At 63.6% G+C, this 26,870-nt stretch carries 31 protein-coding genes and 1 pseudogene; 17 read left to right on the forward strand and 15 right to left on the reverse strand.

Annotation, left to right across the window (positions count from 1 at the left end; translation table 11 throughout):
- Positions 1-41 precede the first annotated feature (41 nt).
- From AB0N72_RS08170 to AB0N72_RS08195, 6 genes are all read right to left on the reverse strand, one after another.
- On the reverse strand, positions 42-845 hold the full coding sequence (locus AB0N72_RS08170; RefSeq protein WP_363934387.1) for an HpcH/HpaI aldolase/citrate lyase family protein: 804 nt from the start codon (positions 843-845) through the stop codon (positions 42-44).
- Positions 830-1,615, reverse strand: a complete 786-nt coding sequence (gene hpaH / locus AB0N72_RS08175) for a 2-oxo-hept-4-ene-1,7-dioate hydratase (RefSeq protein WP_363934389.1) — start codon at positions 1,613-1,615, stop codon at positions 830-832. Before hpaH ends, AB0N72_RS08170 begins: the two co-directional genes overlap by 16 nt.
- A gap of 4 nt (positions 1,616-1,619) precedes the next feature.
- Positions 1,620-2,714 carry a 3,4-dihydroxyphenylacetate 2,3-dioxygenase gene (gene hpaD / locus AB0N72_RS08180; RefSeq protein WP_363934390.1) on the reverse strand — a complete coding sequence of 365 codons (1,095 nt, stop codon included), beginning with the start codon at positions 2,712-2,714 and terminating at the stop codon, positions 1,620-1,622.
- 98 nt (positions 2,715-2,812) lie between these two features.
- Positions 2,813-4,324: a 5-carboxymethyl-2-hydroxymuconate semialdehyde dehydrogenase gene (gene hpaE / locus AB0N72_RS08185; protein WP_363934391.1), complete on the reverse strand. Its 1,512-nt coding sequence runs from the start codon at positions 4,322-4,324 to the stop codon at positions 2,813-2,815.
- Positions 4,325-4,408: 84 nt separating this feature from the next.
- Positions 4,409-5,062, reverse strand: coding sequence for a GntR family transcriptional regulator (locus AB0N72_RS08190; protein ID WP_363934392.1), 654 nt, complete (start codon positions 5,060-5,062; stop codon positions 4,409-4,411).
- A complete protein-coding gene (locus AB0N72_RS08195) occupies positions 5,055-6,560 on the reverse strand; it encodes a fumarylacetoacetate hydrolase family protein (RefSeq protein WP_363934393.1) in 1,506 nt (501 codons plus the stop codon). The genes AB0N72_RS08190 and AB0N72_RS08195 overlap by 8 nt, the downstream gene beginning before the upstream one ends.
- A 182-nt stretch (positions 6,561-6,742) precedes the next feature.
- Here AB0N72_RS08195 and AB0N72_RS08200 point away from each other — a divergent pair, with 182 nt between their 5' ends.
- Positions 6,743-7,459 carry an alpha/beta fold hydrolase gene (locus AB0N72_RS08200; RefSeq protein ID WP_363934394.1) on the forward strand — a complete coding sequence of 239 codons (717 nt, stop codon included), beginning with the start codon at positions 6,743-6,745 and terminating at the stop codon, positions 7,457-7,459.
- Here AB0N72_RS08200 and AB0N72_RS08205 read toward each other — a convergent pair.
- A complete protein-coding gene (locus AB0N72_RS08205) occupies positions 7,456-7,923 on the reverse strand; it encodes a hypothetical protein (RefSeq protein ID WP_363934395.1) in 468 nt (155 codons plus the stop codon). The two genes, AB0N72_RS08200 and AB0N72_RS08205, sit on opposite strands and share 4 nt — an antisense overlap.
- Before the next feature lie 399 nt (positions 7,924-8,322).
- Here AB0N72_RS08205 and AB0N72_RS08210 point away from each other — a divergent pair, with 399 nt between their 5' ends.
- The 3 genes from AB0N72_RS08210 (at position 8,323) to AB0N72_RS08220 (ending at position 9,878) form a co-directional block, all read left to right on the forward strand.
- Positions 8,323-8,592, forward strand: coding sequence for a GlsB/YeaQ/YmgE family stress response membrane protein (locus AB0N72_RS08210; RefSeq protein WP_363934396.1), 270 nt, complete (start codon positions 8,323-8,325; stop codon positions 8,590-8,592).
- On the forward strand, positions 8,585-8,851 hold the full coding sequence (locus tag AB0N72_RS08215; protein ID WP_363934397.1) for a hypothetical protein: 267 nt from the start codon (positions 8,585-8,587) through the stop codon (positions 8,849-8,851). The genes AB0N72_RS08210 and AB0N72_RS08215 overlap by 8 nt, the downstream gene beginning before the upstream one ends.
- 160 nt (positions 8,852-9,011) lie before the next feature.
- Complete coding sequence (locus AB0N72_RS08220; RefSeq protein WP_363934398.1) at positions 9,012-9,878, forward strand: AraC family transcriptional regulator; 867 nt, start codon at positions 9,012-9,014, stop codon at positions 9,876-9,878.
- Here AB0N72_RS08220 and AB0N72_RS08225 read toward each other — a convergent pair.
- The 5 genes from AB0N72_RS08225 to AB0N72_RS08245 form a co-directional block, all read right to left on the reverse strand.
- Complete coding sequence (locus tag AB0N72_RS08225; RefSeq protein WP_363934399.1) at positions 9,870-10,433, reverse strand: isochorismatase family cysteine hydrolase; 564 nt, start codon at positions 10,431-10,433, stop codon at positions 9,870-9,872. The two genes, AB0N72_RS08220 and AB0N72_RS08225, sit on opposite strands and share 9 nt — an antisense overlap.
- Before the next feature lies 1 nt (position 10,434).
- Positions 10,435-11,370, reverse strand: coding sequence for an SDR family oxidoreductase (locus AB0N72_RS08230; protein WP_363934400.1), 936 nt, complete (start codon positions 11,368-11,370; stop codon positions 10,435-10,437).
- 72 nt (positions 11,371-11,442) lie between these two features.
- Positions 11,443-12,243 (reverse strand): DUF1206 domain-containing protein, encoded by an 801-nt coding sequence (locus AB0N72_RS08235; protein WP_363934401.1) that lies wholly within the window; start codon positions 12,241-12,243, stop codon positions 11,443-11,445.
- A gap of 132 nt (positions 12,244-12,375) precedes the next feature.
- Positions 12,376-12,579 carry a hypothetical protein gene (locus AB0N72_RS08240; protein WP_363934402.1) on the reverse strand — a complete coding sequence of 68 codons (204 nt, stop codon included), beginning with the start codon at positions 12,577-12,579 and terminating at the stop codon, positions 12,376-12,378.
- Between the two features lie 109 nt (positions 12,580-12,688).
- Positions 12,689-12,985: a hypothetical protein gene (locus tag AB0N72_RS08245; protein WP_363934403.1), complete on the reverse strand. Its 297-nt coding sequence runs from the start codon at positions 12,983-12,985 to the stop codon at positions 12,689-12,691.
- A 203-nt stretch (positions 12,986-13,188) separates the two neighbouring features.
- Between AB0N72_RS08245 and AB0N72_RS08250 the strand changes: the two genes are divergently transcribed.
- The 9 genes and pseudogenes from AB0N72_RS08250 to AB0N72_RS08290 all read left to right on the forward strand — a co-directional run bounded on the left by AB0N72_RS08250 (position 13,189) and on the right by AB0N72_RS08290 (position 17,296).
- Positions 13,189-13,689: an Asp23/Gls24 family envelope stress response protein gene (locus AB0N72_RS08250; protein WP_363934405.1), complete on the forward strand. Its 501-nt coding sequence runs from the start codon at positions 13,189-13,191 to the stop codon at positions 13,687-13,689.
- Entirely contained in the window at positions 13,686-13,877 is a 192-nt protein-coding gene (locus AB0N72_RS08255; RefSeq protein WP_363934407.1) for a DUF2273 domain-containing protein, read from the forward strand. The genes AB0N72_RS08250 and AB0N72_RS08255 overlap by 4 nt, the downstream gene beginning before the upstream one ends.
- Complete coding sequence (locus tag AB0N72_RS08260) at positions 13,874-14,242, forward strand: hypothetical protein (protein ID WP_363934408.1); 369 nt, start codon at positions 13,874-13,876, stop codon at positions 14,240-14,242. The genes AB0N72_RS08255 and AB0N72_RS08260 overlap by 4 nt, the downstream gene beginning before the upstream one ends.
- Complete coding sequence (locus AB0N72_RS08265) at positions 14,239-14,820, forward strand: hypothetical protein (protein WP_363934409.1); 582 nt, start codon at positions 14,239-14,241, stop codon at positions 14,818-14,820. The genes AB0N72_RS08260 and AB0N72_RS08265 overlap by 4 nt, the downstream gene beginning before the upstream one ends.
- A complete protein-coding gene (locus AB0N72_RS08270) occupies positions 14,817-15,422 on the forward strand; it encodes a hypothetical protein (protein WP_363934411.1) in 606 nt (201 codons plus the stop codon). Before AB0N72_RS08265 ends, AB0N72_RS08270 begins: the two co-directional genes overlap by 4 nt.
- An 89-nt stretch (positions 15,423-15,511) precedes the next feature.
- Positions 15,512-15,742: a CsbD family protein gene (locus AB0N72_RS08275; RefSeq protein WP_363934412.1), complete on the forward strand. Its 231-nt coding sequence runs from the start codon at positions 15,512-15,514 to the stop codon at positions 15,740-15,742.
- Between the two features lie 94 nt (positions 15,743-15,836).
- Positions 15,837-16,368, forward strand: a pseudogene (locus tag AB0N72_RS08280) (RNA polymerase sigma factor).
- On the forward strand, positions 16,365-16,970 hold the full coding sequence (locus tag AB0N72_RS08285; RefSeq protein ID WP_363934414.1) for an Asp23/Gls24 family envelope stress response protein: 606 nt from the start codon (positions 16,365-16,367) through the stop codon (positions 16,968-16,970). The pseudogene AB0N72_RS08280 and the gene AB0N72_RS08285 overlap by 4 nt, the downstream one beginning before the upstream one ends.
- Positions 16,967-17,296, forward strand: a complete 330-nt coding sequence (locus AB0N72_RS08290; RefSeq protein ID WP_363934416.1) for a hypothetical protein — start codon at positions 16,967-16,969, stop codon at positions 17,294-17,296. Before AB0N72_RS08285 ends, AB0N72_RS08290 begins: the two co-directional genes overlap by 4 nt.
- On the opposite strand, the gene AB0N72_RS08295 is transcribed toward AB0N72_RS08290, so the two are convergent.
- Positions 17,280-18,713: an MFS transporter gene (locus AB0N72_RS08295; RefSeq protein WP_363934418.1), complete on the reverse strand. Its 1,434-nt coding sequence runs from the start codon at positions 18,711-18,713 to the stop codon at positions 17,280-17,282. The two genes, AB0N72_RS08290 and AB0N72_RS08295, sit on opposite strands and share 17 nt — an antisense overlap.
- A 78-nt stretch (positions 18,714-18,791) precedes the next feature.
- On the opposite strand from AB0N72_RS08295, the gene AB0N72_RS08300 reads away from it, so the two are divergent.
- Complete coding sequence (locus AB0N72_RS08300; RefSeq protein WP_363934420.1) at positions 18,792-20,021, forward strand: GAF domain-containing sensor histidine kinase; 1,230 nt, start codon at positions 18,792-18,794, stop codon at positions 20,019-20,021.
- Positions 20,022-20,036: 15 nt separating this feature from the next.
- Here the strand turns inward: AB0N72_RS08300 and AB0N72_RS08305 are convergent, their stop codons facing one another.
- Both AB0N72_RS08305 and AB0N72_RS08310 read right to left on the reverse strand, forming a co-directional pair.
- Positions 20,037-21,545, reverse strand: a complete 1,509-nt coding sequence (locus tag AB0N72_RS08305; RefSeq protein ID WP_363934421.1) for a protein kinase — start codon at positions 21,543-21,545, stop codon at positions 20,037-20,039.
- 241 nt (positions 21,546-21,786) lie between these two features.
- A complete protein-coding gene (locus AB0N72_RS08310; RefSeq protein WP_363934423.1) occupies positions 21,787-22,428 on the reverse strand; it encodes a TetR family transcriptional regulator in 642 nt (213 codons plus the stop codon).
- 111 nt (positions 22,429-22,539) lie between these two features.
- Here AB0N72_RS08310 and AB0N72_RS08315 point away from each other — a divergent pair, with 111 nt between their 5' ends.
- Genes AB0N72_RS08315 through AB0N72_RS08325 form a run of 3 tightly spaced genes read left to right on the forward strand, consistent with a single transcriptional unit; the run spans position 22,540 to position 26,827 of the window.
- Positions 22,540-23,997 carry a cytosine permease gene (locus tag AB0N72_RS08315; RefSeq protein ID WP_363934425.1) on the forward strand — a complete coding sequence of 486 codons (1,458 nt, stop codon included), beginning with the start codon at positions 22,540-22,542 and terminating at the stop codon, positions 23,995-23,997.
- Positions 23,994-25,211: a serine hydrolase gene (locus tag AB0N72_RS08320; protein WP_363934426.1), complete on the forward strand. Its 1,218-nt coding sequence runs from the start codon at positions 23,994-23,996 to the stop codon at positions 25,209-25,211. The genes AB0N72_RS08315 and AB0N72_RS08320 overlap by 4 nt, the downstream gene beginning before the upstream one ends.
- Positions 25,208-26,827 carry an amidohydrolase gene (locus AB0N72_RS08325; RefSeq protein ID WP_363934428.1) on the forward strand — a complete coding sequence of 540 codons (1,620 nt, stop codon included), beginning with the start codon at positions 25,208-25,210 and terminating at the stop codon, positions 26,825-26,827. Before AB0N72_RS08320 ends, AB0N72_RS08325 begins: the two co-directional genes overlap by 4 nt.
- The last annotated feature ends 43 nt before the right edge of the window (positions 26,828-26,870 follow it).

The raw sequence follows: 26,870 nt of genomic DNA on the forward strand, positions 1-26,870 counted from the left end.
CCCCCTCAGGCTTTTGCGTCGAGCCTAGCGCACGCAATGGGTTAGTAGCTGTCGCGATCGGCCGTTTCAGAGACAGGAATGAACGTCTTCACGAACCCCTCCGATGCCCGGGCCAGCACCGAAACATCGGCGCCGACCAGCACAAAGGAGGCACCGGCGTCGAGGTAGGCGAGGGCGGTGTCCTGGTTGAAGGCGTTCACGCCGGCGGGCTTACCGGCCGCCTTCGCAGCTTCAAGACAGTGCTCGACGACGGCCCTCACCAGGGGATTTTCCTGCTGTCCCAGCAACCCCATGGACGCTGCGAGGTCCGAGGGTCCCAGGAAGATGCCGTCCACGCCGTCGACTGCCAGGATTTCCTCCACGGCCGATGCCGCTGCCTCGGATTCGATCTGGACGGTGAGGCTGATGGAAGCGGAGGCAGTACCGAGGTACTCCGGGACGCGGTTCCAGCGGGACGACCTCGCCAAGGCGGAGCCGACCCCCCGGACCCCAAGGGGCGGGTACCGGACAGCTGCGACGGCGGCGGCGGCTTCGAACGCGGAGTTCACCATGGGGACCATGAGGTTCTGTACGCCGAGGTCCAGGTATTGCTTGATGATTACGGTGTCGTTGACAGGTGGCCGGACCATGGCCTGGACGGGGTAGCCACTGACGGCGTGGAGCTGGCCCAGAATGGATTCGAGTCCATTGGGGCTGTGTTCGGCGTCGATCAACACCCAGTCCAAGCCGGATCCGGCACAGATCTCCGCCACCAGCGGGCTGCCGGAACACACCCACATCCCGGCCAGCGGACGGCCTGCGTCGGTGAGGGCCGAATAGAAGGTAGGGCTCAGCTGAAGTGACATGTCACAACTCCCAACGGTCCGTAGTCCGCGTGCACGGTATCACCTTTGTACACCCACAGGGGCCGGGTAAACGAGCCTGCCAGGATGATATCTCCGGCCTTCATCGAGTCACCATGGGCGGCGATCTTGTTGGCCAGCCAGTGCACCCCGTTGGCGGGATGGTCGAGGACTCCGGCGGCCACCCCGGTTTCCTCTACGGTCTGGTTTTTGTACAGGATGGCGGACACCCAGCGGAGGTCGACGGCGTCCGGCCGCACCGGGCGACCACCCACCACCATGGCGCCCATCGCGGCATTGTCCGAGATGGTGTCGACGATGGTCCGGCCCTCCATTTCGATCCTGGAGTCCAGGATCTCAAGGGCCGGAACCACGTAGTCGGTAGCGTTGAGGACGTCGAAGATGGTGCAGCCCGGGCCTTTCAAGGCGGACTTCAGCACGAACGCGAGCTCCACTTCCACCCGGGGATGCGTGTACTGGTCCCACTCCACGGAGCACCCGGTTTCGAGGACCATGTCATCGAAAATAGCGCCGTAGTCCGGCTCGGTGATGCCGGTGGCCGCCTGCATGGCTTTGGACGTGAGGCCGATCTTCCGCCCTACCAACGTGCGCCCGGCTTCCTCGTTTCGTCGGCGCCAGAGCTGCTGCACCGCGTAGGAGTCCTCCACCGTCATCTCCGGGTAGCGGGCGGTCAGGCGGGGCACCGGCTTGCGGTTGCGGTTCGCTTCGAGGAGTTCGTCGGCAATGGCTTCGATCGTCTTCGCGTCCAGCATCGTGTTAGACCTGCGCTCCCAGTTTGAAGCCCTCAGCGGACTCGCCGGCGCCTTCCGGACGGGTATAGGAGAAGCCGTCCGCGCCTACGGTGACGGCCATTTCGGATTTCTCTTCGCGTTCGATGACCGGTTGCGGGTTGCCGTCGAGGTCCAGGACCAGGGAAGCCTCGGTGTACCAGGACGGGACCACGGGGTTGCCCCACCAGTCGCGGCGCTGGTTGTCGTGGACGTCCCAGGTGACGGTGGGGTTGTCAGGGTCGCCGGTGTAGTAGTCCTGGGTGTAGATCTCCACGCGGTGGCCGTCCGGGTCCAGGATGTAGAGGTAGAACGCGTTGGACACGCCGTGGCGTCCGGGGCCTCGTTCGATCCGGTCGGAGATGCGCAGGGCGCCCATTTTGTCGCAGATCTGGATGATGTTGTGCTTCTCGTGCGTTGAGAAGGCGATGTGGTGCAGGCGAGGTCCGTTGCCACCGGTCAGGGCAGTGTCGTGCACGGTCTGCTTGCGGTGCATCCACGCGGCGTACGTGACGCCGTCGGAATCCTTGATGTCCTCCGAGACGCGGAAGCCGAGGTCCTCCAGGTACTTGCGGCCGCGCGGGACGTCCGGGGTGACCTGGTTGAAGTGGTCAAGCCGGACAAGTTCGCCGGCGGAGTAGAGGTCGTAGCGCTGGGTGAGGCGTTCGACATGCTCGACGTCGTAGAAGAATTCGTACGGGAAGCCCAGTGGGTCCTCGACGCGGACGGAGTCTCCGACGCCCTTGGTGAAGCCTTCCTTGCGGCGCTCCACCCGGCAGCCGAGTTCGCGGTAGTAGGCCTCGGCGGCATCGACTTCGGCCGGGGACTTCACGCGGTAGGCAAAGGCTGCTGCTGCCGCAACAGGGCCCTTCCGGAGGACCAGGTTGTGGTGGATGAACTCCTCGATGGAGCGCAGGTAGATGGTGTTCTCGTCTTCCTCGGTGACGTGCAGGCCGAGCAGGTCCACGTAGAACGCGCGGGACTTGGCGAGGTCCGTGACCACCAACTCGAGGTAGGCGCAGCGGACGATGTCCGGGGCCGGAACCGTGGGGGTAGGAATGGGGCCGGTGAAAGGGTTGCTCATGATGGTCTCTCTTCGTTGAAAGCTGGGAGTTTTTGTACAGCAGATGCCCTTATGAGGGGTTCTCAAGGGCGTTAGGTGTACAAAAACTCGGGAGGGGGTTAGGCGCCGAACTTGGGGGTGTGCACGGAACCGAGGGTGATGTGCACGGCCTGCTGGTCCGTGTAGAAGTCGATCGAGCGGTAGCCGCCCTCGTGGCCCAGGCCGGAGGCTTTGACGCCGCCGAACGGGGTACGGAGGTCGCGGACGTTGTGGCTGTTGAGCCACACCATTCCGGCTTCGACGTTCTGGGAGAAGTTGTGGGCACGGGTCAGGTTCTGCGTCCAGATGTAGGCCGCCAGGCCGTACTTGGTGTTGTTCGCCAAGGCGAGGGCCTCGTCGTCGTTCTCGAAGGGCGTGATCGCCACGACGGGACCGAAGATTTCTTCCTGGAAGATCCGCGCGTCAGGCGCGACGTCGGCAAACACGGTCGGTGCGATGTAGTTGCCTTCGGGCAGGTGGTCGGGTCGGCCGCCGCCAGCCAGCAGGCGACCTTCGGACTTGCCGATCTCCACGTACGATGCCACCTTCTCGTAGTGCTCCGGGTGGACCAGGGCACCGACCTGGGTCTTGGGATCGTGGGGATCGCCCACCACGATGTTCTTGGCGCGCGCGGCGTACTTTTCGCAGAATTCGTCGTAGATGGCCCGCTCAACCAGGATGCGGGAACCGGCGGTGCAGCGTTCCCCGTTCAGAGAGAACACCCCGAACAGGGCCGAGTCGATGGCTGCGTCCAGGTCGGCGTCGGCGAACACGACGCACGGGGACTTGCCGCCGAGCTCCATGGACAGGCCCTTGAGGTTGGCCGCGGCGTTGCGGAAGATCGTCTGGCCCGTAGTTGTCTCGCCGGTGAAGGAGATCAGCGGCACCTCGGGGTGCTTCACCAGCGCGTCACCGGCTTCCTCGCCCAGGCCGTTGACCAGGTTGAACACGCCGTCGGGCAGGCCGGCGTCTTTGAAGATGGTTGCCCACAGTGATGCCGAAAGCGGCGTGAACTCGGCTGGCTTCAGCACCACGGTGTTGCCGGTAGCCAGTGCGGGGGCGAGCTTCCAGGACTCGAGCATGAAGGGGGTGTTCCACGGCGTGATCAGGCCCGCGACGCCGATCGGCTTGCGGTTCACGTAGTTGATCTGCGATCCGGGGACCTTCATGGCGTCGTCGAACTGGGCCACGATCAGGTCCGCGAAGAAGCGGAAATTCTCGGCGGCACGCAGGGCCTGGCCTTTGGCCTGGGTGATCGGCAGGCCGGTATCGAACGTTTCCAGCTCCGCGAGCCTGGCTTCCTGGGCTTCAACGGCGTCGGCGATCTTGTTCAGGATGCGGGCACGTTCGCGCGGCTTCATCTTCGGCCACGGTCCGTTGACGAACGCCTCACGCGCTGCGGCGACGGCAAGGTCGATGTCTTCCTTCTGCCCGGCAGCTGCGGTGGCGTAGTTCTGGTTGGAGACCGGGTCCAGGACGTCGAAGGTCTTACCCGAGACCGAGTCAACGAACTCGCCGTTGATGTAGTGCTGGATGTGGCTGGGCAGGTTTTCGGGAACGTAGTGCTTGGCTGTTTCTACTGAGGTCGTCATCGTTGAGTTCCTTTTCTTCCAACGCGGGGTCACTTACGGCCCATTCGGGGTGGTGTTATGGGCCATAAGTGACCCCGCGTTGCTTTAGTTGGTGGTGGAGAGGTAGGCGTCCAGGGTTGCCGCGCGGTGTTGGCGGGCTGCTTTTTCGATGGTGTCGGCGTCTGCTCCGGATTCGATAAGTTGGAGCAGGGCCTCGTGTTCGCGCACGGATTCCTGTGCACGGCCGGGGACGAACCGGAACGTAGAGGACCTTAGGGAGGCCAACCGGTTCCAGCCGCGGTGGACCAGGTCAAGAATGTGGGGGTTGGGGCAGTGCTCGAACAGGACGCTGTGGAAATCCTGGTTCAGCGCGGTGAACCGGACGGGGTCGAAATGCTCAAGGCACTCACGCATCTCCGCGTTCACCGCACGGGCCCGGGCAATGGACACGGAGTCGATCAACGGAGCCGACAACGCCGTGGCGGCACCTTCAACGATGCTCAATGTCTGCATCGTATACAGGTACTCGGTGGGGTCGATTCCGGAGACCGTGGCACCCACGTTCCGCTCAAACTTCACCAGCCCTTCGGCTTCAAGGCGGCGGATCGCTTCGCGCACGGGAACCACGCTGAAGCCAAGGTCCTCGGCGATCTTCGCCAGCACCAGCCGGTAGCCTGGCGTGTACGTCCCCTCAACAATCCGGGCCTTCACTGCGGTATACGCCTGTTGGGACTTGCTTTCGACGGCGGCTTCAGTCACCTGGGGCTCCTTCCGGGCTCTGCTTGGCGGACCATTCGGCAAAGCGAGCCTGCCATTCCTTGTTCATCGGGTATAGGCCGTCAACGCTGTTGCCTTCCTGGACCATTTGGAAGATGAACGCCTCTTCCTTTTCCTGCTGGATGCAGTCGTCCACGAGTTCCCCGGCAATGGCCGGCGGGATCACCAGGATGCCGTCGGAGTCAGCCACGATGATGTCCCCGGGCTGGACGGTCGCTCCGCCGCAGGCGATGGTGATATCCGTGTCCCACGGGATGTGGCGCCGCCCAAGCACTGCCGGGTGCGGGTTGGCGAAGTAGGTAGGCATCTCCAGGTCGGCCACGGCCGAGTAGTCGCGGACGCCGCCGTCGGTAATGATCGCCGCAGCACCCCGGACCTGGGCACGCAGCGCGAGGATGTCTCCAACGGTGCCGGTGCCCTTTTCGCCGCGGGCTTCCATGACCAGGATTTCGCCCTCGTTCACGGAGTCGATGGCGCGCTTCTGGGCGTTGAAGCCCCCGCCGTGGGTCTTGAACAGGTCCTCCCGATTGGGCACATAGCGAAGAGTGCGGGCCAGCCCCACCACCTTGCGATCCGGACGGGTAGCCTGCAAACCATCAATGCTCACATTGTTCAGCCCGCGCTTTCGCAGCTGCGAGGAAAGCGTGGCAGTGGCAACGGACTCAAGTTTGGCCTTCAACTCCGGCGTCAGAACACTCTCCGCAGCCTCCAGTCCCGCAGCTTCCCGCGATCCGTACGCCTCTTCCCGCTGGGTGTCATCTGCCTTGGGCCCGGCACCAAAGTCCGCGAACGGCGTCGTGCCTTCCGTCACCTTGGTAACCAGGCGGCCGCTGCTGAAGCCACCGCCGGTGACCTCAACCTCGACGACGTCACCCGGCTTGGCGACCGAGGCGCCAGCAGGGGTGCCGGTAAGGATGATGTCGTCCTCTTCGAGCGTGAGCAACTGGGACAGGTCCGCAACGAGCTGCGCGAAGGGAAAAAGCAAGTCCTCGGTGGTGTCGTCCTGGACGGGTTCGCCGTTGTGCCAAGTGCGGATCCGCAGTGCCGCGGGGTCAACAGCGTCGGCAGGGATCAGCGCCGGTCCGACGGGGGTGAAACCATCGCCACCCTTGGACCGGACGTTGGAACCCTTGTCCGCATAGCGGAGGTCATAGACGCCGAGGTCGTTGGACGCAGTGACCCACTCGACGTGGCTCCACGCGTCCTCCATGCTTACCCGGCGCGCTGACTTGCCGATCACCAAGGCGACCTCGCCCTCGTAACCGAGCAACTCGCAACCGGCTGGCCGCTCAACCGTGCCGGGCTGGTCCGCGGAGCCCAGCGCCAGGGACGAGGAAGGCTTCAGGAAGTACGACGGCTGCGCGGGAGTACGGCCGCGCTGGGCGGCACGGCTCGGGTAGTTGATGTGGACGGCAATGACCTTGCGCGTCCGGGCCAGCATGTCGTGGCCCAGCTCCTGCGTCCGGAACTCCAGTGTCACGGCGCCTCCTCCTGAAGGATATCTGATGCACCCAGCTATCGAGTACGAAATCGTATACGAAAACTATGGATCAGATATGTGATGCACGTCAACCCCTGTGGCGGGGCTGCCGGACTCCGCCCGCAGATGATCCAACAGAAATTGGGTTCATTCTGTCGGCGCCCTCCCGTAGGGTACGGGTCATGGACATCATCCTGGTTCCCGGTTTCTGGTTGGACGCGTCGTCATGGGATGAGGTGACTCCGGCCTTGGTGGCGGCAGGACACACAGTTCATCCACTGACCCTGCCCGGCTTGGAATCCGTTGACGCATCCCGGGCGGGCATCGGCCTCCGGACCCACATCGACGCCGTGGTGGCCACGGTGGATTCCCTTGAGGGCAAGGTGGTCCTGGTGGGCCACTCAGGTGGCGGCGCCATCATCCACGGGGTGGCAGACGCCCGGCCCCACCGCGTAGCCCGGACCATCTATGTGGACAGCGGACCGCTCGGTGAGGGCGGCGTCATCAATGATGAACTGCCCGACGACGGCGACGACGTCCCGCTGCCACCTTGGGAGGCGTTCGAAGACGAAGACCTGATGGACCTCACCGAGGACCTGAAAGCCGCCTTCCGCGCACGGGCGATTCCGGAACCCAAAGGGGTCGCGTTCGACCAGCAACACCTGGGCGACGTCCGCCGCTACGAGGTACCGGCCACGATCATCGCGTGCCAGTTCCCGTCGTCACTCCTCAAAGAGTGGATGGATGGCGGACACCCTTTTACGGCTGAACTGGCGAGGATCCGCAGCGTTGACTTCATCGACCTGCCCACAGGGCACTGGCCGCAGTTCACCAAACCGGCTGAACTGGGCCAGGCAATCCTGAGGGCCGTTAACCAGGATCGACAACCGGGCGGCTAGTGGCGGGGCGGCGTGTTGGTAGCGGGCCCCTCGGGCGCGGCACCGCCTTCATCCGTCCAGTCCGTTCCCGTGACGTCATCCAGGGCAGGGTCGGACACAACGTCTGAGGCTACGTCCGGCTTGGGAGTAGCGACAGGAACGGTGGCTACTTTAGGCTCGCCATCCCCGGAGCTTGCCCCATGCCCGGAGTCCGCCACGCCTGCGGCATTGGGCGCAGTAAGGCCCGGGAACACAGTCTCCGCCTTCTCCAGCAGTTTCTTGCCGGCTTGGTACAGATTCTCCAGAATGTCCGGAACCGTCTCCTGGACCGTCTCGGCAGCCTGGTGGACATTCTCCTGCACTTCAGGATTCTTCAGGACTTTCTCAGTGCCTCCGCGGACCCGCCGGTAGACCTCCGGCCAAGACTTGGAGCCCCACACGTAGCCAACAGCCACGCCGACGGCGAACAATGCTTTCCCTTTCACTGCCCTCACCCCTTCCAAGGTGTTCTTATTCGACCCTAGCCCTGCGGGCCGTTCCGTGTCATCCGCCCATTAGGGTGGATTACCCATTGATTCAGTTGCTCATTCATTTGCCGCAACAAAGCAAGCAATCCGCACAGCGTCGGAGATAGTCAGGTTACTTGCTACTTGTCCCGGGAGCGACTAGCGTTACTGGTGTAGTACTTGGTCCGACCCAATCGGCAGGAGTGCTTTATTGGTGCATATGACAAATACATCGGAGTCGAATGAGTAATTCTTCTCCCCACATTCCATAGGGCCTCAGGGGCCCCATTGCAGTGCCTGCACTGCAAAACAAGCCGGTGAACTTACTCGCTTCATCACGTTCATGGAATTTCCATCAACAAGAAAGTAGGAGCAAAAATGGGTTTCTTTGGTTTTCTTCTCCTCGGCCTTTTGGCCGGCGCTATCGCGAAACTTATTCTCCCCGGCCGCCAGGGTGGCGGCTGGTTCATAACCCTCATTTTGGGCGTCGTGGGCGCTCTTCTGGGTGGTTGGCTCGGCGGCCTGATCTTCCACACGGGCCTGCAGGAATTCTTCTCCCTGACCACGTGGCTCTTGGCCATCGGTGGCTCCATCATCGTGCTGCTGATCTACGGCCTGGTGACCAACCGCAGGACCACCCATGGCTGATCACCAGAACCAGAACCGCGACGCCAATGGTGAAGATCTCGACGGCCAATACACGGAAGGGGACTACGGCGACGCAGGAGCATCGCCGGAGACCCTGAAGGAAGATGCCGGCGGCGACTACACCGAAGGTGACTACGCCGAGAAGACGGTGCCCTCAGCAGACGCCGAGCTCGACGACAAGAACACGGAGGACACTCCGGCTGATCGGCCCTTCTCGTCCGAACCGGATGAAGAAGCATCAGGCTCCAGCCGACCGTAGCGTCACCGCAATAACCGAATCACCACAGGAACCCGGAGGACTGCCGTTGCAGCCTCCGGGTTCTTGCGTTGGCCCTACGCCTTGATAGTTTCAGGCATGAATTGTCGGGACATCCGCGCAAGGAGCGGCCTAGCGTTGTCTTCAAAGAATGGAGGCAACTGTGCAGGAATGGAACCGGGCCATGCGCATCATTGAGCAGGACCTGACGACGAACGTGGACGTGGCCGCCTTGGCCCGGGCAGCCTTGACGTCCGAATACCACTTCAGGCGGATGTTCTCGTCCCTCTCCGGGATTCCCATCTCGGAGTACATTCGACGCCGCCGGCTCACCGCAGCTACGGCGGAGGTCCTTGGGGGCGGGACCGTGTTGGACATCGCACTCCGCTACGGATACGGATCCGCCGAGGCATTTACGCGGGCTTTCAAAGCCATGCATGGCTTGACGCCATCCGAGGCAAGGCGTCCTGGCGCAGTGCTCCATTCCCAGCCTCAGTTGAGGTTCCATCTCCGCATCGAAGGGAATACCGACATGAAACACCGCATAGTGGACAAGGCAGCGTTCCGCCTGATTGGCCTGAAGACCCGGGTGCCACTGGTCCACGAGGGACCTAATCAAGCCATCATGGACTTCCAGCGAAGCCTGGATCCCACAGTCACGAAGCAAATGCTGGAGTGGTCAAACACAGACCCTTCGGGGCCCCTGTCCATCACCGACAACATCGACGAGCAACGCGCTGAAGGAAGCGAACTGGATTACTGGCACGCAGCCGCTTCCACCGAGACCGCTCCTCCTGCGGGCTTTGCTTCCCTTGAGGTTCCCGCCGGCCAGTGGGTGGTCTTCGAAACTGAAGGGAAGTTCCCCGAGGTCCTTCAAAGCATGTGGGCAGACGCCGCCACTGAGTGGTTTCCCGCCAACCCTTACAGGTGGGCGCCGGGACCGGAAATGCTCAGTGTCGAGGTGGAAGCCAACGGCACCCATGGCCGAGCCCAATTGTGGATTCCCGTTGAAAGGGAGGACCTAGGATGACGGATCTGATGCCAGGATGGGATGGATCTCCTCCAGGGGCAACACGTTTTGCCGGTACTCCCGGGTGAGCACCCTGAGCACTGCTTCAGCGGCCTCTGCATTTTCCGAGCCGATGGCGTCCGCCGCATAGATGACCTTGAGGTTGTGCGCGAAGGCGTCTGCTGCGGTCTGCGCAATGCAGTTATGCGCCGAGATGCCGGCCAAGACCACGGTGTCCACGCCCCAGTTCCTGAGCCGCATGGCCAGGTCGGTGCCGAAAAAAGCGCTGTCCCGGGTCTTGGAGAGCCGGGGATAATCCGCAGTGAGCAGGCCGGGAACAAATTCTGCCTGTTCACTGCCCCTGAAAATGAAACCTTGGTCATCGTCCAGCATGTTCAGGCTCCACGTGGATTTGTCCCGCTCATGCACCGTCCCGACCAGGAGCACCTTGGCCCCTGCTTCCGCTGCGGCACTCGTCAGCGAATTGCAGGCCGCCGCGATTTCGTCCCGGCGCGACGCCAGGGCGGGGTCCTCAAAGTAGGCGTTCTGCATGTCGATCACCAGCACTGCGATCATGTCAGAGCCCCTTGCCACCCGTAACGGGCAGCACTGCTCCGGAGATATAGGAACCCTCATCCGAGGCGAGCAACACGTAGGCGGGAGCCAGTTCGGCAGGTTGGCCGGCCCTGCCGAGGGGCGTGTCCTGCCCGAACGAAGGCAGCTTGTCCGGCCATTCCGTGGCGGGGATCAATGGAGTCCAGATGGGGCCCGGTGCAACTGCATTGACCCGGATTCCCTTGGGACCAAGTTCCTCGGCCATGGCTTTGGTGAAGGCGACCTGCGCGGCCTTTGTCATGGCGTAATCCACCAGTTGCGCGGACGGGTTGAAGGCCTGGATGGATGCCGTCACGATTATGGACGCGCCCGGGCGGAGATGGGGAATGGCTGCCTGGGCGGTCCAGATGAGGGAGTACAGGTTGGTCTTGAAGACGCGGTCGAACTCCTCTGTGGGGATGGTCTCCAAACCTTCCCTGTTCTTTTGGTACGCCGCATTCAGCACCACGACATTCAGGCCGCCGAGTTCCTGCACGGTACGGTCCACGATCCGGGCTGCGAAGCCTTCGTCCCGTGCGTCACCTGGCAGCAGGAGAACCCGCGCGCCGCACTCGCGGATCCATTCCGCCGTCGACTGCGCGTCCTCTTCTTCCTCCGGAAGATAGCTGATTGCTACGTTGGCGCCCTCGCGGGCGTAGGCGATGGCCACGGCGGCGCCAATGCCTGAGTCGCCACCGGTAATCAGCGCCGTTTTGCCCTGCAGCCGGCCGTGTCCGACGTAGCTCTTCTCGCCGTGATCGGGTTGGGGATCCAGCGGTTTGGTGAGTCCGGGCTGCTGCTGCTCCTGCTGGGGAAATTCATCCGCGTAGTAGCCGCTGCGGGGGTCGGAGGGCGCTGAGGCCAGCTGGTGCCCGCCTGGTTGTGGCTTGTCATTCCGGTGTGGATCTTCGTGAGTCATGGTTCTGCCCCTTTTCAGATTGCCTGCACGGTTCGCTTGCCTTGTACCCAGCGCGGTTGCGCCCAAACGGTGCTAGGCGCGGAGCGTCTTGGCCTTGACCATCAGGAAAAGTCCGTAGGCGATCAATCCGACGGCGACGGCGGCCAGCAGATACGGGCCGTACGGTTGCTCCCGCAGCGCCTTCAGGCTGCCATCCAAGCCGGTTGATTGCTCCGGCCGGGCGCTCACGGCGGCAATGACCACCAGCAGGCCAACCAGGAACAAGGCAATTCCCTTGGCTATGTAGCCCACTACGCCCACACCCACTTGGAACTTCCGGACGGCCTCCTCCGACGACAACGAGATGTCCCGCTTGAACGTCTGCCTGAAGCCCCGCACCGCGAACACGATTCCCGTGATGGCGATGCCCGCGCCAATGGCGACGAGTAGGAAGACACCAAAGGGAGCGCCCATGAGGGTGGCGGTGAAGTCAGTGCTGGACTCCCGGCTGTTCTTGCCCTGGCCCATGATGAACGAGACGATGGTGGCCGCCAAAGCGGCGAACACGATGGCCTGACCTGCTGCCGAGAGTCTTTTGGTGAGCTTCTTGCCGGAGCCGTGCTCCCCCAGGATGGCGTTCCCCAGTTGCCATAAAGCGAGCGCCGCACAAGCGCCGAAGCAAGCCCAGAGAAGAACGGGGCCTGCTGGTTGGCTGGCCAGGGAGGCCACCGCCCCCGACACATCGGCCTCGCCGGACCGTCCGAAGGCCAGTTGGAGGGCTATGACGCCGATAAACACATGCAACAGGCCGCTCACGCCGTATCCCGCACGCGCAATCAGCTCGAAAGTACGTGAATTTGAGGCTTCTTCGGCCACATCGGCGGCCTTCCTCATCTCCTCTTTAATGACAAGCCTCCTTAGTTTCCCGGTGGAAACCATCGTCCCACCGAAGCCCAGTGAAAGCCACGGCGTTAACGACGTCGGGCAGGCACCTGGGTGCCTGCCCGAGCGAAAACAGAGAGGAGCCTAGAATCCGACGACCGATTGGGGCCAGATGCTCCGAAGTCCCGCGCCCAAAGGGTTGAAGGGTTCGCGGACGGTCACCACGGCACGGGCCTGGCTTGGGGCATCCGCCGATTCGCGAGGGTTTTCAGCAGGGACTGAATGGGGGTCGGGGGTGGCGTAAGAAGCACTGGCGCTGTTGGTCTGGGCGGTGATGTGAGCAGTCATGTCGGTCGCCTTCCTCGCAGTTCCCATCAGCCCCAATGGCTGATGTTTCAACCATCGGGCAGGGCCCTCAAGAACGACGCCGGGTCATCTCAAGATTTGCTCAAGCTTTTTAGGCGATCTCGGGGGTCGACTCCTCCTTGAGCAGTCGCTCGACGGCAGCGAAGCTCATGCCCGACGCGATCGCCAAGTCCGGCAGCCCGGCTCCTGCCGCCACGGCGCTTCGCATGGCCCGTGCCAAGGATTCCTCGGCCTCGTCCATTTCCCATTGGAGGCTCTCCACTCGCGCCGAGGCCGTCCACACCACGTCCAGGAGTCCGGTCCTCATTGACGGCGTGGACCCGCAGGTGTCCACGCGACGGCCCAGGACAGCCTCGTCCTTAATTCCGGTCACAATCACTGCAGTCACTTTGGCGCCCTTCCGTAGGAATGTAACTCGATAAGCTAGTTATATGGGAAACTAACTAAAAAGGCCAGCAAGGCCCTCCATAGTGATGCACATCACATGCATCCGGGTGTGAGGAATCTCCGGGGAGTTACGTCCTATTCATAACGGCGCATACGAAGCGCCGCAGCTACAGAGAACGCAAGCAACGGACAAGGAGCAACGCCATGACGATCGAAACGCACACCCCCGCCAACGTTCCGGCCAAGAACACAAAGGCCACCCCAGGCTCAGGGCTCGAAGCTCCCGCACACCACGACACTCACGACAAGGGCAAAGATGGCCGCGGGGCCACCACAGTCGCCGACGGCGTAGTAGCCAAGATCGCGGGCATCGCCATCCAGGAAATCCCGGGAGTGCATGCCTTGGGCGGCGGGGCAGCCCGGGCCATCGGAAACCTGCGGGAAAAAGTTGGCCAAAAGGATCTCACCCAGGGTGTGAGCGTTGAGGTGGGCCAGACCCAGGTGGCTGTCGATGTGACGCTGGTTGTCGAATACCCCCACCCGCTCCAAGAGGTTGCGGACAACGCCCGCAACGCTGTCTACACCGCGATTGAGGACCTCGTCGGCATGGAAGTGACCGAGGTCAATGTGACCATCACGGACATCCATGTCCCATCAGAAGACGCCGACGCCGAAGACGCCGGACGTGAGCCGAGGGTCGCATGAGCCCCACCATCGCCGGCTTGGCTGTAGGCGCGGTTCTTGCCCTGGCAGGCCTGGCTTTCGGGTTCTGGGGCCTGCTGCTGACGGCATTGTTCATGGCGGTCGGGGCAGTGTTGGGCCGGTCCGCCGAGGGCAAGCTTGACCTCCGCGGGGTGTTGGATGCCTTGCGGGGCAAGCGCTCCGCGTCATGAGCCGCCTGGACGCCGCCGCTTCGAACAGCCGGGACCGGGCGGGCCATAACCGGCTCACCCACGCCGCCATCCGGAAAACCGTGGAATCAGTCACGGTACAGGCATTCGGCGTGGAGGCGGACAACGTTTCAGCGGCATTGGAAGACGATGCCGGAAAGCTCGGCGTCAGCCTCTCCGTCAAGCTGGCCCTTCCGGCGTTGCTTAAGCCACAGAGGCAAGCGGGCACCATCTTCGAACAGGCGCGGTCAGCCCGCGAAGAAATAGTGGCCAGAGGCACGGAAATCACCGGGCTGGACATTGGACGGGTGGACATCCGCCTCACCGGAGGGAAACCGGAACAACCCAGGCAAAGGAGGGTGGAATGAGCCAGGACCCCATAACCCGGCGCTTGGTCCGACGCGAAACGCACTCATCGAGGGCCGTCCCGTCCATCGTGGCTGCAGTCCTCCTGATAGCCGCCTGCCTTTGGCTGGCCCTGGAATCCGTGCTGTGGCTCCTCAAAGAGAGGCCCCTGCTCGCCAGCCCGGCGCAATTGTCCGGGTGGTTGATCGGGCTCCCGGCCAGCACCACGCCGCTGGGCATGGTGGCAACCGGCATAGGGCTGGGAATTCTGGCACTGATGCTTCTCGGACTGGCCTTGGGGACTGGCCGCAGGCAACGCCGCGCCCTTGGAAGCGGACGTGCCGCCGTCGTAGTCGACCACGAGGTGATCGCGGCAGCTGTGTCCGGAAAGGTCCGACGGGTCGCATGCCTGGCACCCGGGCAGGTGACCACCACCGTCGGAGGACGTTCCGTACGCGTCCAGGTGCGTCCGACGTCGGGCGAACCGCTGGCGCCGGAAGACCTTCAGGCAGCGGTCGACGGCGAACTGGCCACCTACGCACTGGATCGTCCAGCCCGGTCCAGCGTCCACATACTGAACGAAGGAGCGGTGGGGCAATGAGAAACACGAATCGGGCGCTCAACCGGATCCTGCTCGCGGTCATTGGCCTCGTCCTTCTGGGAGCCGGTGCCGCATTCATCGCGGCCGGAACTTCCCCGGGAGCTGCGGGGCGGTGGGCCAGCATCGGCTCGTCCGTCCGGGACCACCTCCGTCAGCTCGCTGGCACTGCACCTTTGCCCGAACCTGTCCGGAGCTGGTGGCTGGTGGCGGGAATTGCCGTACTCCTGGTGGGCGCAGTCCTCGGAGCTGCCTGGCTGGCTTCCCAAGGGGGCGGCAAGACACCACGCCTGGCCCAGCGCTCGGAAGGCAGCGCAGGGCGAACCGTGGTGGATGCAGGGCTGGTTTCCGCCGCCGTCAAGGAAGCCCTCAGCGGCAACCCCGATGTTCTGGCCACCTCCGTCTCGGCTTGGGAATCGCGGCGAGGCACAGCGCTGCGGCTCCGTTTGGAAGCCCGCAAAGGGGCTTCCCCAAAGGACATTGGCGACACTGTGGAACACCTCCTGCAGGAAGTGGACCACTGGCTGGGTCATCCGATGCCCGTCCTGGTCCGAATCACCAGCGGCCCCCGAACACAGGTGTCCGGATCGCGGCGTACCCGGTGACTGGCAGTTCGAAGTACTTCACCTGAAGCATGCACGGCAACTCAGAGCCGTGCACCGAAAGAGATACACCGAAGGGAAAAGGGAACACCATGGGAATCAACGACAAGATCAACAACGCAGCCTCCGAGCACCTTGGCGCCGCCAAGGAAGGAGCGGGCAAGCTCACCGGCGATTCGGCCCTGGAGCGTGAGGGCCAGCACGATCAGGCCCAGGCCAAACTCCAGCAGGCCGGCGAAAAGGTCAAGGACGCAGCAGCCGACATCAGCGAAAACGTCAAGGACGCTGCCCGGAAGCTCAAGGAAGGCTTCACCAACAAGTAGGCCGGGAACAGGGACGGTTCCGCCGAGCGGCGGAACCGTCCCTGTCCTTCCGATGAGCAAAGTGCCGGACTCACAGCACTGGAAAGGCAGAAACGTGACTGGTTCACCTGCGGCCTCCCCCGCAGCACAGCAACACCTGGACCTCGTGCCGGACGCGTTGCTGGCCGGCCGGGCAGCAGATGGTGATACTGCCGCTTTCGAAGCGCTCGCCCGGCGCCACGGGCCATTGATGCGGGCAACCGCCCGGCGGCTGACGGGCACATTGGCCGACGCGGACGACGTAGTCCAGGAGAGCCTGGTCCAAGCATGGAAACAGCTGGACAACCTCCGCGATCCAGCAGCAGTGAAAGGTTGGCTGCTTCGCATCGTAGGCACACGCAGCATCGACCATCTCCGGAAGCGGCGCAACCATGTCGCGCTGGACGATCTTGAGAATCAAGGTGATGCCCCCTCCGGCCCGAGGACCCAGGATCCGGAAAGCACCGCGCTGTTGGGTACTTAAGGAGTTCAACGACCTGAGCTACGAGGAGATTGCACAGACCTTGAGCATCAGCCCTGCCAGCGTCCGCGGCCGACTGGCCCGGGCACGGATTGCCCTTGCACGCACAATGGAGGAGTGGCGATGAAAACCCCCGGCGACGCACTGGAATGCGGGCACAGCCTCGCAGAACTGAGTGCTTACTTGGACACGGGATACATTGCGGATCCCGCTCATTTGGAGGCCTGCCCGGAGTGCCAGGCCGGACTCGCTTCCCTGCGCCGGCTCTCCGAGCTCGGCAATGAATTGCTGGCCTCGGACCTGGCCGACGCCGGAACGGGCAACGATGACTGGATGCAGTCCATACTGGACAACCTCCGCCTGGAACTGCGGCCAGGCAGGAGCATCCCGCTCCGTTCGGCGGACCCGAAGGATGCCCTCTGGGAAACCGAGGGCTCGGTGTCGGCCCTGATCCGCTCCGTAGCCGATTCCCTCCCAGGAACAGCCGCCGGCAAATGCCGCTTGAACGGAGATCTCACCGAGCCGGGAGCGGCCATCACCGTGGAGGTGGAGATCGCGGTGATCTATGGACACTCCATTGAAGAGCGGGCTGCTGCGCTGCGAAATGCGCTCTCAGAGATGCTGGCCGTCCAGACCGAACTGAACATCCAGGCCATCGACATCACTGTCACCGACGTGCTGGAGCTTCCCGCGCCAGCCAATACGCCGAACACCGAGGACCAGCCATGACGGAAAACGTGGAAGCCAGCTCCCCCACCCTGGCCGACGAATTGCTGGGGATTGTCCAGGCCGTGGATGGAGTCACCGCGGTGTACCCCGCCCAGCCATTGTGGCAGTCCATAGCCGGAGCAGCGGTTGCAGCGATGACCGGAGAAGCGCTGCCCCTGATTGGCCTGTCGGAGCAAGCCGGCGGCATGGCAGTCAAGGTGAGGATCGGCGTCGGGATCTTCCGGCCAGCCCCGGAAGTGGCCCGCGAAGCAGCCGCGGCTGTCCGCAGGCACCTGGGAAACCCAGCCGCCGTCGTCGAGGTTTTAGTGGTCAGGATAGGTCCGTAACCGCCCCCTGCGGGGCCGCGGTGTCCGCGTCCTCGCCCTGCGATTCCCTGGCAGCCCGCTCATAAGAGTCCGTAACGCGGCGGTAGACCGGGGTAAGGAAGGCAAGCAGGGAAACAACGATCATAATCAGTCCCGCCACCAGGAACACCAGGGCAATACCGCGGGAAGTTCCCTCCCCCAACAACGGCTGCAATTGGGCGGCGCCCTGGGCGGAGCGCGCGTAAGGGATGATCCAGAACTGCGCGATCGGCGCTATGAGGAACGCCGTGATGGGTGCAGCGGCAGATTCGAAGGCCATGGCGAAGCCAAAAACACGGCCTTGCCGGGGTAGGGGCACCACCTTCTGGATGACCGTTTGCTCGGCAGCTTCCACCACGGGAACCAGTGCCATGTAGAGCCAAATACCGGCAATGTAGAGCCACGCCCACTCCCGGACAGTGAAAACAGCACCGACGAGCCCCATCACGGCCACGGCAACCAGGAGGGTCCGCAAAGGGTTGGAGCCCAACCCGAACTTGCCGATCAACGCCCCACCCAGGATGAACCCCGTGGCTGCTACCGCAAACACGGTGCCCCAGATTTCCACAGGGAACATCTCCAGGCCATAGGGGTCCATCAAGGCCATGTAGACCCCGCCGATGAAATTGTTGAACGTAGAGAAGATGATCAACGCGAACAACCCGGAGATCGCCATGACCGCAGCCCAGGAGCCGCGGAGATCGAACCCGCCTTGGGCATCGGAGGCTGCGGCCCGCACTTCCTCGGGCAGGCGCAGGGTCAGCAGGTGCGCGAAGGCCAACGCGGTGAGCACCAAGGCCACCACGACGGTCCACCCCATTCCCAGGAGCCCCACCGATAGGCCGGAAAGTACCGAAGTGACGATGAACATGAGGCCTTGGACCATGCCCACCAGCCCGTTGGCATTGGCGCGCCTGTCCGGCTCGATCAGGATGGTCACCGTGGTGGACAGGGCGATATTGCGCAGGTTCTCCACCACCGCCCCCACCAGGACGATCAAGATGAAGATCCAAAACCACGGTTGGGACAGATCCAGCAGCGCTCGCTCCGGCGTCAACAGGAACATGACTCCCGACAACACGAACATCACCAAAGTGAAGCCGGCGGCGAAACGCATCACAGCCAGTTTGCGGTAACGGTCCACGAAGGTGCCGAAGCTAATGCTCGACAATGCAATGAGGAGCATGTAGGCCCCGCCGACTACTCCCGTGGCGATCACATTGCGTGTCTCCAAGTACACCCAGAAGGTCAGGGCGAACCACAGATAGCTGGTGGTGATGTTCGCCAAGGCGGTATTGACCAGGATCCCGGTGAAGGTTCGTGATCGTTCCGCGGCGGTACGTTCCTGAGGATTGACATTGCCAGTAGACCCGGCGGTAGCCGGTTCCTGCTCGGTCATGCGTCCCAGTAAACCACCGGGCGGAACCTCCCGGTAGTATCGGCAGGGAATTCACGAGACTCTTGGGGGTTGGTTTCAATGACGGAAATTCAGGGACGACTGTCCTTCACCACGGACTTCGGCCGGGACATGGAGCTCCAGGAATACGGCCTCGACCCTGCCATGGATTCCGTCCTGCTGCCGAACTCCGCCGTCATGAGCGCCCTGCAAAACCTCGTGCGGCTCGCCACGGAACTTTGCGGCGCCCCGTTCGGCGTTGTCAACATCATCAGCGCCAAATACCAGCACCAGATCGGCGCTTGGGGAGTGGAACCCGGAGTCTGTTCCCGTGAGGATTCCATGTGCGCCAAGGTCTTCCTCTCGCGCGAGCGGACGGTGGTGGCGGATGCTTCCCAGGATCCACGCTTCGCCGACAACCCTTTCGTCACGGGAGAAATCGGCAAAGTCCGCTTCTATGCGTCAGTGCCGCTGCAAACGGAATCGGGCTTTGTGCCCGGAACTCTGTGCGTCTTTTCGGACAAGACCAAGGAGCTAAGCCAGGAACAGGTAGGGATGCTGGAGGTCCTGGCCAAGCAGGTGGTCGAACTCCTTGAACTTCAGCACCGCACTGCCCAGTTGGACCGCACCTATTCCGAGCTCAGGGCCAGCAACGCCAAGCTCGCGGGATTCGCCGGGCGCGTGAGCCATGACCTCCGCATCCCGCTCACGACCATCCTTGGGTACGTGGAACTGGTGGAGGACGATCCCGACGTCGAACCCAACAGTCCCGCTGCACGGTACCTTGACCGGATCGGCGCCAGCGGACGGCGCATGCTGGGCATGCTGGAAGACGTCCTTAGCTACTCACGCGTTGGCGGCGGTATCCAGCCGGCTCCGGTCTCGCTGCGCGAGGTCACCGAAGAGGTGGTGCGCGATCTCGGGATTGAGAACGAGGGCATCGTGGAAGTCCAGGACATCATCGTTCATGCGGACCGGGGGCAACTCCGGACACTCCTGCAGAATCTCCTGTCCAACGCCATGAACTACCGCAGCCCCGAGCGTGACCTCAGGGTCGCCGTCAGCGGTGTGTCGAACTACCACGGCGCAACCGTCTACGTGGCAGATAACGGCAAGGGCATCAAACCGGAGGACCGCGAAAAAGTGCTGGAACCCTTGGTGCGGCTGCGGCGCGAAGGCGACGGCCCTGGCTCCGGACTGGGACTCGCCACGTGCAGCAGCATCGCGAAGGCCCACGGCGGCGACCTCAGCCTCGCCGAAACTCCCGGCGGCGGCACCACCATCGCAGTGAGCTTCCCCGCCGGGACGTAGTGGTTCAGCCGAACGCTACTTCCCGGCTTTGTCCTGGCTCTTCTCCGGCTTCTTCGCTCCCTTGCCGTCGTCCTTTGACTTGGGGGCGCCCGGACCCTTCACATCGGCCGGGGGCAGAACGGGTTGGGTCTGGACGGGGATGTTCTGAACGGGAACGTTCTGAACCGGGATGTTCTGGACTATCGGCGTCGGCACTTGCTCCGGCGCAGGCGCCTCAGGAAGGTTGACAGCTTCCACGGGTGCGATCTCTGGCGACGAAGCCGCTGGCGTCGGGAGGACCGGCGATGCGGGCTGCGGATCGGCATGGGATACGCCGTTGTTGGAAGGCTGGGAGGGATCGGTGGCATTACCGGCCGAGGAGAGTCCCTGGGAAAGAACCAGCAGGGCAAGAGGAATGGCCACGGCCGCGGCTGCTACGCCACGCGCCGTCTTGGGCCGCCTTTTGCTGAAGTCGCGGATGCCGGTGATCGTCGCCGGTTTCCGGGTCCGCGGGCGGATAGCCGGCGTACGCCTGGCAGTGGGCAAGACAGTGTTGCCGCCGACGCCGGGCGTCCGGGCCCTCGTCGTCCGTGCTGCCGCCGTCCCGGCCGCCGCGGCCCCAAGCGGCATCCGCTGCGGCACGGGAGGAAGGATCGCAGTCCTGCGCCCAGACTGGACGCCCTCTTCTGAAAGTGCCCGTTCCACCTCGAGGGCCGCGGGACGCTTTTCGGGATCCATGTCCGTCATCGCTTCCAAAAGCGAGCGCAGCGGCGCGGGAAGTTCCAGCGGAACCTGCGGTGACCTGTGAAGCCGTGCTGACGCGGTTTCCATGGGCGTGCCCGGATACTCGGCACGGCCTGTCAGGCATTCCAGGAGCACGAGTCCCAGTGAGTAGATGTCGCTCTTGGGCGACAGGTGCAGTCCTTGGGCCTGCTCCGGGCTGAGGTACTGGGCGGTACCCACAGTAAATCCTGTAGCGGTGAGGCGGTTGTCGTTCATCACCAACGCCACCCCGAAGTCCGCCAGCTTTACCGACTGTGCCAGCCCATCGCCGTCGGACACCAAAATGTTGGCCGGTTTGATGTCGCGGTGGATGACGCCGTGTTCGTGGACTTGGGACAAGGCTCCGGCGATCATGATGCCGATCCGGGCTGTTTCCGGAACCGTGAGAGGGCCTTCGCTCAGGACGGCACGCAGATCCCGGCCTTCGGCCAGTTCCATCACCAGGTAGGCGCGTTCCTCGTCATTGCGCGTGTCCACGCCCGCGTCGAAAGCTGCCACCAACCCAGGGTGGTCGAAAGCAGCGAGGAGGCGCATCTCGGTTTCCTGGCGGGCCCGGAAAGAGTCGTCGCCGGAACCGGGCATGAAGATTTTGACGGCCACATCACGGCCGAGCACCAGGTCGGTCGCCCGGTAGACAGCCGACATCGCACCCCTTCCCAGAAGGGGTCCCAGCTGGTAGCGGCCGTCCAAGGCGGCGCCGGTTTCCGCGCCATCCACGGAAGCGGGGGCACCTGCGCCCACGGTTTTTCGGTTGTAGCCCACGGTTGTCACGTCCTTTGGGACTACCTGGCGCGCCACGGACCAAAGAACTGTCCGCCGGTACCAAGTAATGCCGTCAATCACATTTCACGTAGCCGCGTGGCCCTTTGCTTCAGCCTTGGCGGCTTGAGCAATTCAGCTCAAACAGCATCATCCGGTTTCACCAGATAAGTCATCAGGATACTGATTAAACCGCCGGAAGGACAATGGGGAACTTCATAAGACGCCGCATCAGGGTGTTGCGTCAGCGCTGGCACAACCGATCAACGGCCGCCCGGAGCTTTCCCGCGGGAACACCGAGCGACCATTCAGCGACGTCCGTAACAAACCTGGTATAGGCCTCCTCCTCGAAGGACCCCACGTTGTTCACGTAAGCGCCTACCCCATCGATGGCCACGAGGATCCGGACGCACGCCGCAAAGGAGTCCTGGGCAGTAAACTCGCCGGCCGCCACGCCGTCATCTATCAGGGCAACCAGGCGGGATCTGTCCAAATATTCCTGGGCTTGGAGCGCCTCCGCCAAGGCCGGCGTAAACCTGCACAGGTGCCGCGCATTCAGCCACAACCTGGACAGCTGCGCGGCACCATCGCCCTCTATGCGGGAAATGAGGTGGGCCATGCGCTCCAGTGGCGTGCCGTCGTCGGGAAACAACTCCTCCCGCTCCTCCGATACTGCCAGCACAAACGCGGCGATCACCAGGTCCTCCGCGGCCGGGTAGTAGTGGCTGATCAAACCGGGACGGACACCCAGGCGGTCAGCGACGGCGCGGAGGGTGATCCGCTCCAGCCCCTCACTGAGGGCGATCGAAGCTGCCTGGGCAAGGATCTCTGCACGGCGCTCATCGGGCAATTTTCGGATCCGCGTTGATTCGGGGCTTGACACCATGCCAAACAGTCTATTGGATTAGTGACCAATAGTACGTTGGTCATCTGACCAATAGCATCAACGGGCCGGCCTCCCAGCGTTGCGAGCCGGTCCTTGCCGAGAGGAACAGCGTTGTCCCAGCCCCCTGCGACCGACCAGGTCACCTACCCCGAGCCACTTGCCCACCCGGAAACGCGAGGCATCGAGCTCATCGACACCTCCGAAAGGCACGGCCGTGCCCGCGACCTCTTTCCTGTGTGGGCAGCACCTAATGTCAGCGTCCTGAACTTCACCGTTGGGGCGTCCCTGATCCTGCTCGGCCTGGAGATCTGGCAAGCCATCCTCGTCATCATCGCCGGCAGCCTCCCTTGGATTCTGACGGGCATCGTCGCCACCAGCGGGCCGGCGGCAGGCACGTCCGGCTCAGTGATTACCCGGGCTATTTACGGAATCCGAGGCAACCGGGTTGTTGTGGCCTTCTTCGGATGGTTCATCTCCGCGGTCTTCCTGGCCCTCAACTGGCTCGCGTCCTCCTTCATGGGCGCTGAGCTCCTGGCGCAGCTTGGCTTCACGGATCCCGTGGTCGGTCCGGTACTCGTCACGATCGTCGTCGCGGCGGTTACCGTGCTGGTGGCGGTGTTTGGCCACAGCCTGATCCTGCGAAGCTACCCCGTGGTCGCCTCGGTGCTGCTGGCCGTCTTCCTGCTCGTCACCGCATTCGTCCTGCCTCACGTGCAATGGGGTTATGCGGCCCCGGCGCCTCTGGAGGGCGGTGCGTTGTGGTCTGCCATGAGCATCGGATTCGCCATTCTGGCTTCCACTCCCCTGTCCTACACCAACAGCCCGGACCTTGCCCGCTATCTCCCCGCGACCACAAAAAGGTCATCCATCATCGCGGCCACGGCTTTCGGCGGTGCGCTGCCCTGCATCTTCTTCACGACCGTGGGTGCCTTGCTGGCCACCGGCATCAGCGCAGCGGCCATGGACCTTGGCATCGAATCGGCAATCCTGTCCCTGTTGCCGGCCTGGCTCGGACCCATCTTCGTGGTGGGCGTCATCATCAACACCATCGCCCTCAACGGCATGACCACCTACACCGCGAGCATGGCGTTCCAGTCCATTGGCGTGCCGATCCGCCGCATCCCGTCCGCAGTGGTAGTCGGCGCGATCGGCACGGCACTGACCATCTACCTCGTCATGTCCACCAGCCTCCTGGACGCAGTCAACCTGATGCTGCAGTTGCTGGTCCTCATTTCCGGACCCACCATGGCCGTCTTCGCTACCGATGTGATACTTCGCAAGAACGACTACGACGGCGAGGACCTCTTCGACGAGAAACCCGGCAGCCGGTTCTGGTACAGCGGCGGCTGGCACATCCCCGGCTTGCTCGCAGTTGTCCTGGGGGCGGCCGTGGCATCGCTCTTCCTCACCAACCCGGCGTGGACCGGCCCCGTCTCAGCAGCCATGGGCTTCCTGGATCTTTCCGTGCCCGTGTCCATCATCATCGCCGCCGGGGCCTACATTGCGCTGAGCCCGGCTTTGCGCCGCAGCCCCGGCAAAACACCCGCCACACAAGGAGTCCCCGCGTGACCAGCCCCACCGGCCCACATCCCGCCCGATATCCCGGCGCCCCCAGCCAACCAAGCCTGGACACATGGCAGGTGGGACCACACAACCGTTGGACGTTCGCGCACTTGGGCGAAATAGTCCCGACGGCGGCCATCACCCGGCGCTTTCCCGCCGCCCCTGCCGGGCCCACCGTGCGGCTGGACACCCTGGGCCTGCCGGAGCTGGCACAGCGCCTCGAGGAGACGTACACCGATGCCTTCCTTGTCCTGCACCGAAACGAGGTGATCGCCGAGTACTACCGTTCCGGCTTCGCCCCGGATGACCTCCACCTGGTCATGAGCATTTCGAAGTCGATGTGCGGCCTGGTGATCGGGGCTTTGATTGATTCCGGAGAAATCGTCCCTTCCGCGGGGGTGGTTGACTACGTTCCAGAGCTCGCCGGCTCCGCCTATGACGGGCCAACCATCCAGCACGTGCTGGACATGGCGATCCACCTCAATTACAGCGAAGACTATGGGGACCCGACCTCCGAGGTTCAAACCCACGACCGCTCCGCCGGCTGGCGGACCCGGCGGGACGGCGACCCTGAGTACACTTACGCCTTCCTGGGCACCCTCACGGGCAACGGCACAGTGGGTATGTTCCAGTACTGCTCGGCCAACACCGACGTCCTCGCCTGGGTCATCGAGCGAGTTACCGGTCTCCGCTACGCAGAGGCACTCTCCAAGTACCTCTGGTCCAAGCTCGATGCCGACCGGAACGCCACCATCACGGTAGATTCAGCGGGCTTCGGGTTCGCGAATGGCGGGGTCTCATGCACCGCCCGCGACCTCGCCCGGGTGGGCCGGTTAATGCTCGACGGCGGCATGGGGCCAGGCGGGAGGGTGGTGTCCGGGGAGTGGGTCGACAGCATCCTGGCCGGCGGCGACCAGAAGGCCATGAAGGATTCCTCCTTCACCGCCCTCCACCCCAGCGGCTCTTACACCAAGCAGTGGTGGTGTACGGGAAACGAGCGTGGCAACGTCACCGGTATCGGCATCCACGGCCAGTACCTCTGGCTCGATCCCGTCACCGATACCGTGATTGTGAAGTTGTCCACCTGGCCGGAACCGGAAAGTGTTCACCTGCACACGCTTCAGAACCAGTTGCTCCTCGATGTCAGCAGAGCCCTGGACCACGATGCCCTGAACGACGCAAGCACCACAGGAACAGAAAGCAAGGAAAACGCCGCGTGACCACCCAGCTCTACATCAACGCCCGCATCTTCACCTCCGATACCCGCCGCTGGGCAGAAGCCCTCCTGGTCCAGGATGAACGTGTCCTCTACGTTGGGGACGTCGCCACAGCGGAACGTCTCAGCCCCGGCGCAGAGCGGATCGACTTGGACGGCAGGCTGGTCCTGCCCGGATTCGTCGACGGCCACGCCCACGTGATCGGCACGGGAGAGGCCCTGGGCCAGGTAAGCCTTTGGGGAGCCAAGTCCGTGGAGGAGATCCAACACCGGATCAAGGAACGGCACGCCACGCGCCCGGACGATGACCGGCTCCTGGCCACCGGCTGGCTCCACGGCGCAATTCCGGGCGGCGTGCCGGACGCCGGAATGCTGGACGCCGTCCTCCCGGACAAGCCCGTGTACGCCTTCGCCTACGATTTCCACTCCGTGTGGGTCAACACGGCGGCCCTGGCTGAGCTCGGAGTCACGGACACCACGAAGAACCCGCTCGGAGGCACCATCAAGCGCGATTCCCGAGGCCACGCCACCGGCTATATCGACGAAAACGCCTTCTACGACATCGTGCTGCCCTTCCTTGACGCGCAGGTCAGCGGGAGCCAACACGGAGAGAGCATCGAAGCTGTCCAGCAGGCGTACCGTGAAACCGGGGTGACCACGGCCTGCGACATGGGCTTCAACGAAACCGACCTTGAAGCCTTCAGCCGGGCAGACAAGGACGGCACATTGACCAGCCGGCTGATCGCATACTGGCGGGTCAACAACACTGGGTCCGCCGGGGAGAACATCGCCCAGGTGCAGCGGGCGGCTGCGCTCGCCGTCGGGAATCAAACGCCTTTCCTGCGCGTGGTGGGGATCAAGGTGATTGTGGACGGAACCATCGACGGCTGCACCGCCGCGCTAGGACTGCCCTACGCCGATGGTTCCAACGCCGAGCCCATCTGGAGCCTTGAGGAACTGGCCCCTGTAGTTGCTGCGGCTGATGCTGCGGGCTTGAAGGTTGCCATGCACGCCATTGGGGATGAGGCCGTGCGGATTGCCATCGCAGCCGTTGAACACGCCGTTGCCGTGAATGGCCCCCGCGAGCGTCGTCACCGGATAGAACACCTCGAGTTGGTGGACAAGGCCGACGTCCACCGTCTCGCGTCGCTGGGAATCACGGCCAGCATGCAACCGGTGCACGCCGATCCCGCAATCAGCGGAAACTGGTGCGCAAAGCTGGGAGACGAACGCACGGAGCGCGGATTCGCGTGGCCATGGATGACGGATGCGGGTGCACGGCTGGCGTTCGGCACGGACTCCCCCACCTCGCCGCACGCCCCGCTGCCCAACATGTATGTGGCAAGCACGCGTGCTTCAGCGCTGGATTCCTCGGCGGGGACGAACGTTCCAGACTTTGCCCTTCCCCTTGCGGAGTCCATTGAACACGCCACCAGGGATTCGGCGTGGACGTGCGGCATGGAGCACGACATCGGACGGTTGGCTGCCGGGTTGTACGCGGACTTCGTAGTCCTGGATACGGACGTCCTGGCTGCGGAGGATCCTGCAATGCTCCTGCATGCGAAGGTCGTCCGAACCGTGGTTGGGGGACGGACCGTCTACCAGGCCCCGCGGCACTGACTGCACATGGCTCCCGACGTCGGGAAAACAACTCCTCCCGCCG

It is taken from the genome of Paenarthrobacter sp. NPDC089307 (genome assembly GCF_040685055.1).
Taxonomy (GTDB): Bacteria; Actinomycetota; Actinomycetes; order Actinomycetales; family Micrococcaceae; genus Arthrobacter.

Excerpts from the sequence above, each read along its gene's own strand:
- AB0N72_RS08170 (WP_363934387.1), bottom strand. The coding sequence starts at position 845 with ATGTCACTTCAGCTGAGCCCTACCTTCTATTCGGCCCTCACCGACGCA.
- AB0N72_RS08215 (WP_363934397.1), top strand. The coding sequence starts at position 8,585 with ATGGCTGATCACCAGAACCAGAACCGCGACGCCAATGGTGAAGATCTC.
- AB0N72_RS08260 (WP_363934408.1), top strand. The coding sequence starts at position 13,874 with ATGAGCCGCCTGGACGCCGCCGCTTCGAACAGCCGGGACCGGGCGGGC.
- AB0N72_RS08200 (WP_363934394.1), top strand. The coding sequence starts at position 6,743 with ATGGACATCATCCTGGTTCCCGGTTTCTGGTTGGACGCGTCGTCATGG.
- AB0N72_RS08300 (WP_363934420.1), top strand. The coding sequence starts at position 18,792 with ATGACGGAAATTCAGGGACGACTGTCCTTCACCACGGACTTCGGCCGG.
- AB0N72_RS08290 (WP_363934416.1), top strand. The coding sequence starts at position 16,967 with ATGACGGAAAACGTGGAAGCCAGCTCCCCCACCCTGGCCGACGAATTG.
- AB0N72_RS08270 (WP_363934411.1), top strand. The coding sequence starts at position 14,817 with ATGAGAAACACGAATCGGGCGCTCAACCGGATCCTGCTCGCGGTCATT.
- AB0N72_RS08310 (WP_363934423.1), bottom strand. The coding sequence starts at position 22,428 with ATGGTGTCAAGCCCCGAATCAACGCGGATCCGAAAATTGCCCGATGAG.
- AB0N72_RS08235 (WP_363934401.1), bottom strand. The coding sequence starts at position 12,243 with ATGAGGAAGGCCGCCGATGTGGCCGAAGAAGCCTCAAATTCACGTACT.
- AB0N72_RS08230 (WP_363934400.1), bottom strand. The coding sequence starts at position 11,370 with ATGACTCACGAAGATCCACACCGGAATGACAAGCCACAACCAGGCGGG.
- AB0N72_RS08210 (WP_363934396.1), top strand. The coding sequence starts at position 8,323 with ATGGGTTTCTTTGGTTTTCTTCTCCTCGGCCTTTTGGCCGGCGCTATC.
- hpaD (WP_363934390.1), bottom strand. The coding sequence starts at position 2,714 with ATGAGCAACCCTTTCACCGGCCCCATTCCTACCCCCACGGTTCCGGCC.
- hpaE (WP_363934391.1), bottom strand. The coding sequence starts at position 4,324 with ATGACGACCTCAGTAGAAACAGCCAAGCACTACGTTCCCGAAAACCTG.
- AB0N72_RS08240 (WP_363934402.1), bottom strand. The coding sequence starts at position 12,579 with ATGACTGCTCACATCACCGCCCAGACCAACAGCGCCAGTGCTTCTTAC.
- AB0N72_RS08285 (WP_363934414.1), top strand. The coding sequence starts at position 16,365 with ATGAAAACCCCCGGCGACGCACTGGAATGCGGGCACAGCCTCGCAGAA.
- AB0N72_RS08295 (WP_363934418.1), bottom strand. The coding sequence starts at position 18,713 with ATGACCGAGCAGGAACCGGCTACCGCCGGGTCTACTGGCAATGTCAAT.
- AB0N72_RS08275 (WP_363934412.1), top strand. The coding sequence starts at position 15,512 with ATGGGAATCAACGACAAGATCAACAACGCAGCCTCCGAGCACCTTGGC.
- AB0N72_RS08255 (WP_363934407.1), top strand. The coding sequence starts at position 13,686 with ATGAGCCCCACCATCGCCGGCTTGGCTGTAGGCGCGGTTCTTGCCCTG.
- AB0N72_RS08225 (WP_363934399.1), bottom strand. The coding sequence starts at position 10,433 with ATGATCGCAGTGCTGGTGATCGACATGCAGAACGCCTACTTTGAGGAC.
- AB0N72_RS08265 (WP_363934409.1), top strand. The coding sequence starts at position 14,239 with ATGAGCCAGGACCCCATAACCCGGCGCTTGGTCCGACGCGAAACGCAC.
- AB0N72_RS08250 (WP_363934405.1), top strand. The coding sequence starts at position 13,189 with ATGACGATCGAAACGCACACCCCCGCCAACGTTCCGGCCAAGAACACA.
- hpaH (WP_363934389.1), bottom strand. The coding sequence starts at position 1,615 with ATGCTGGACGCGAAGACGATCGAAGCCATTGCCGACGAACTCCTCGAA.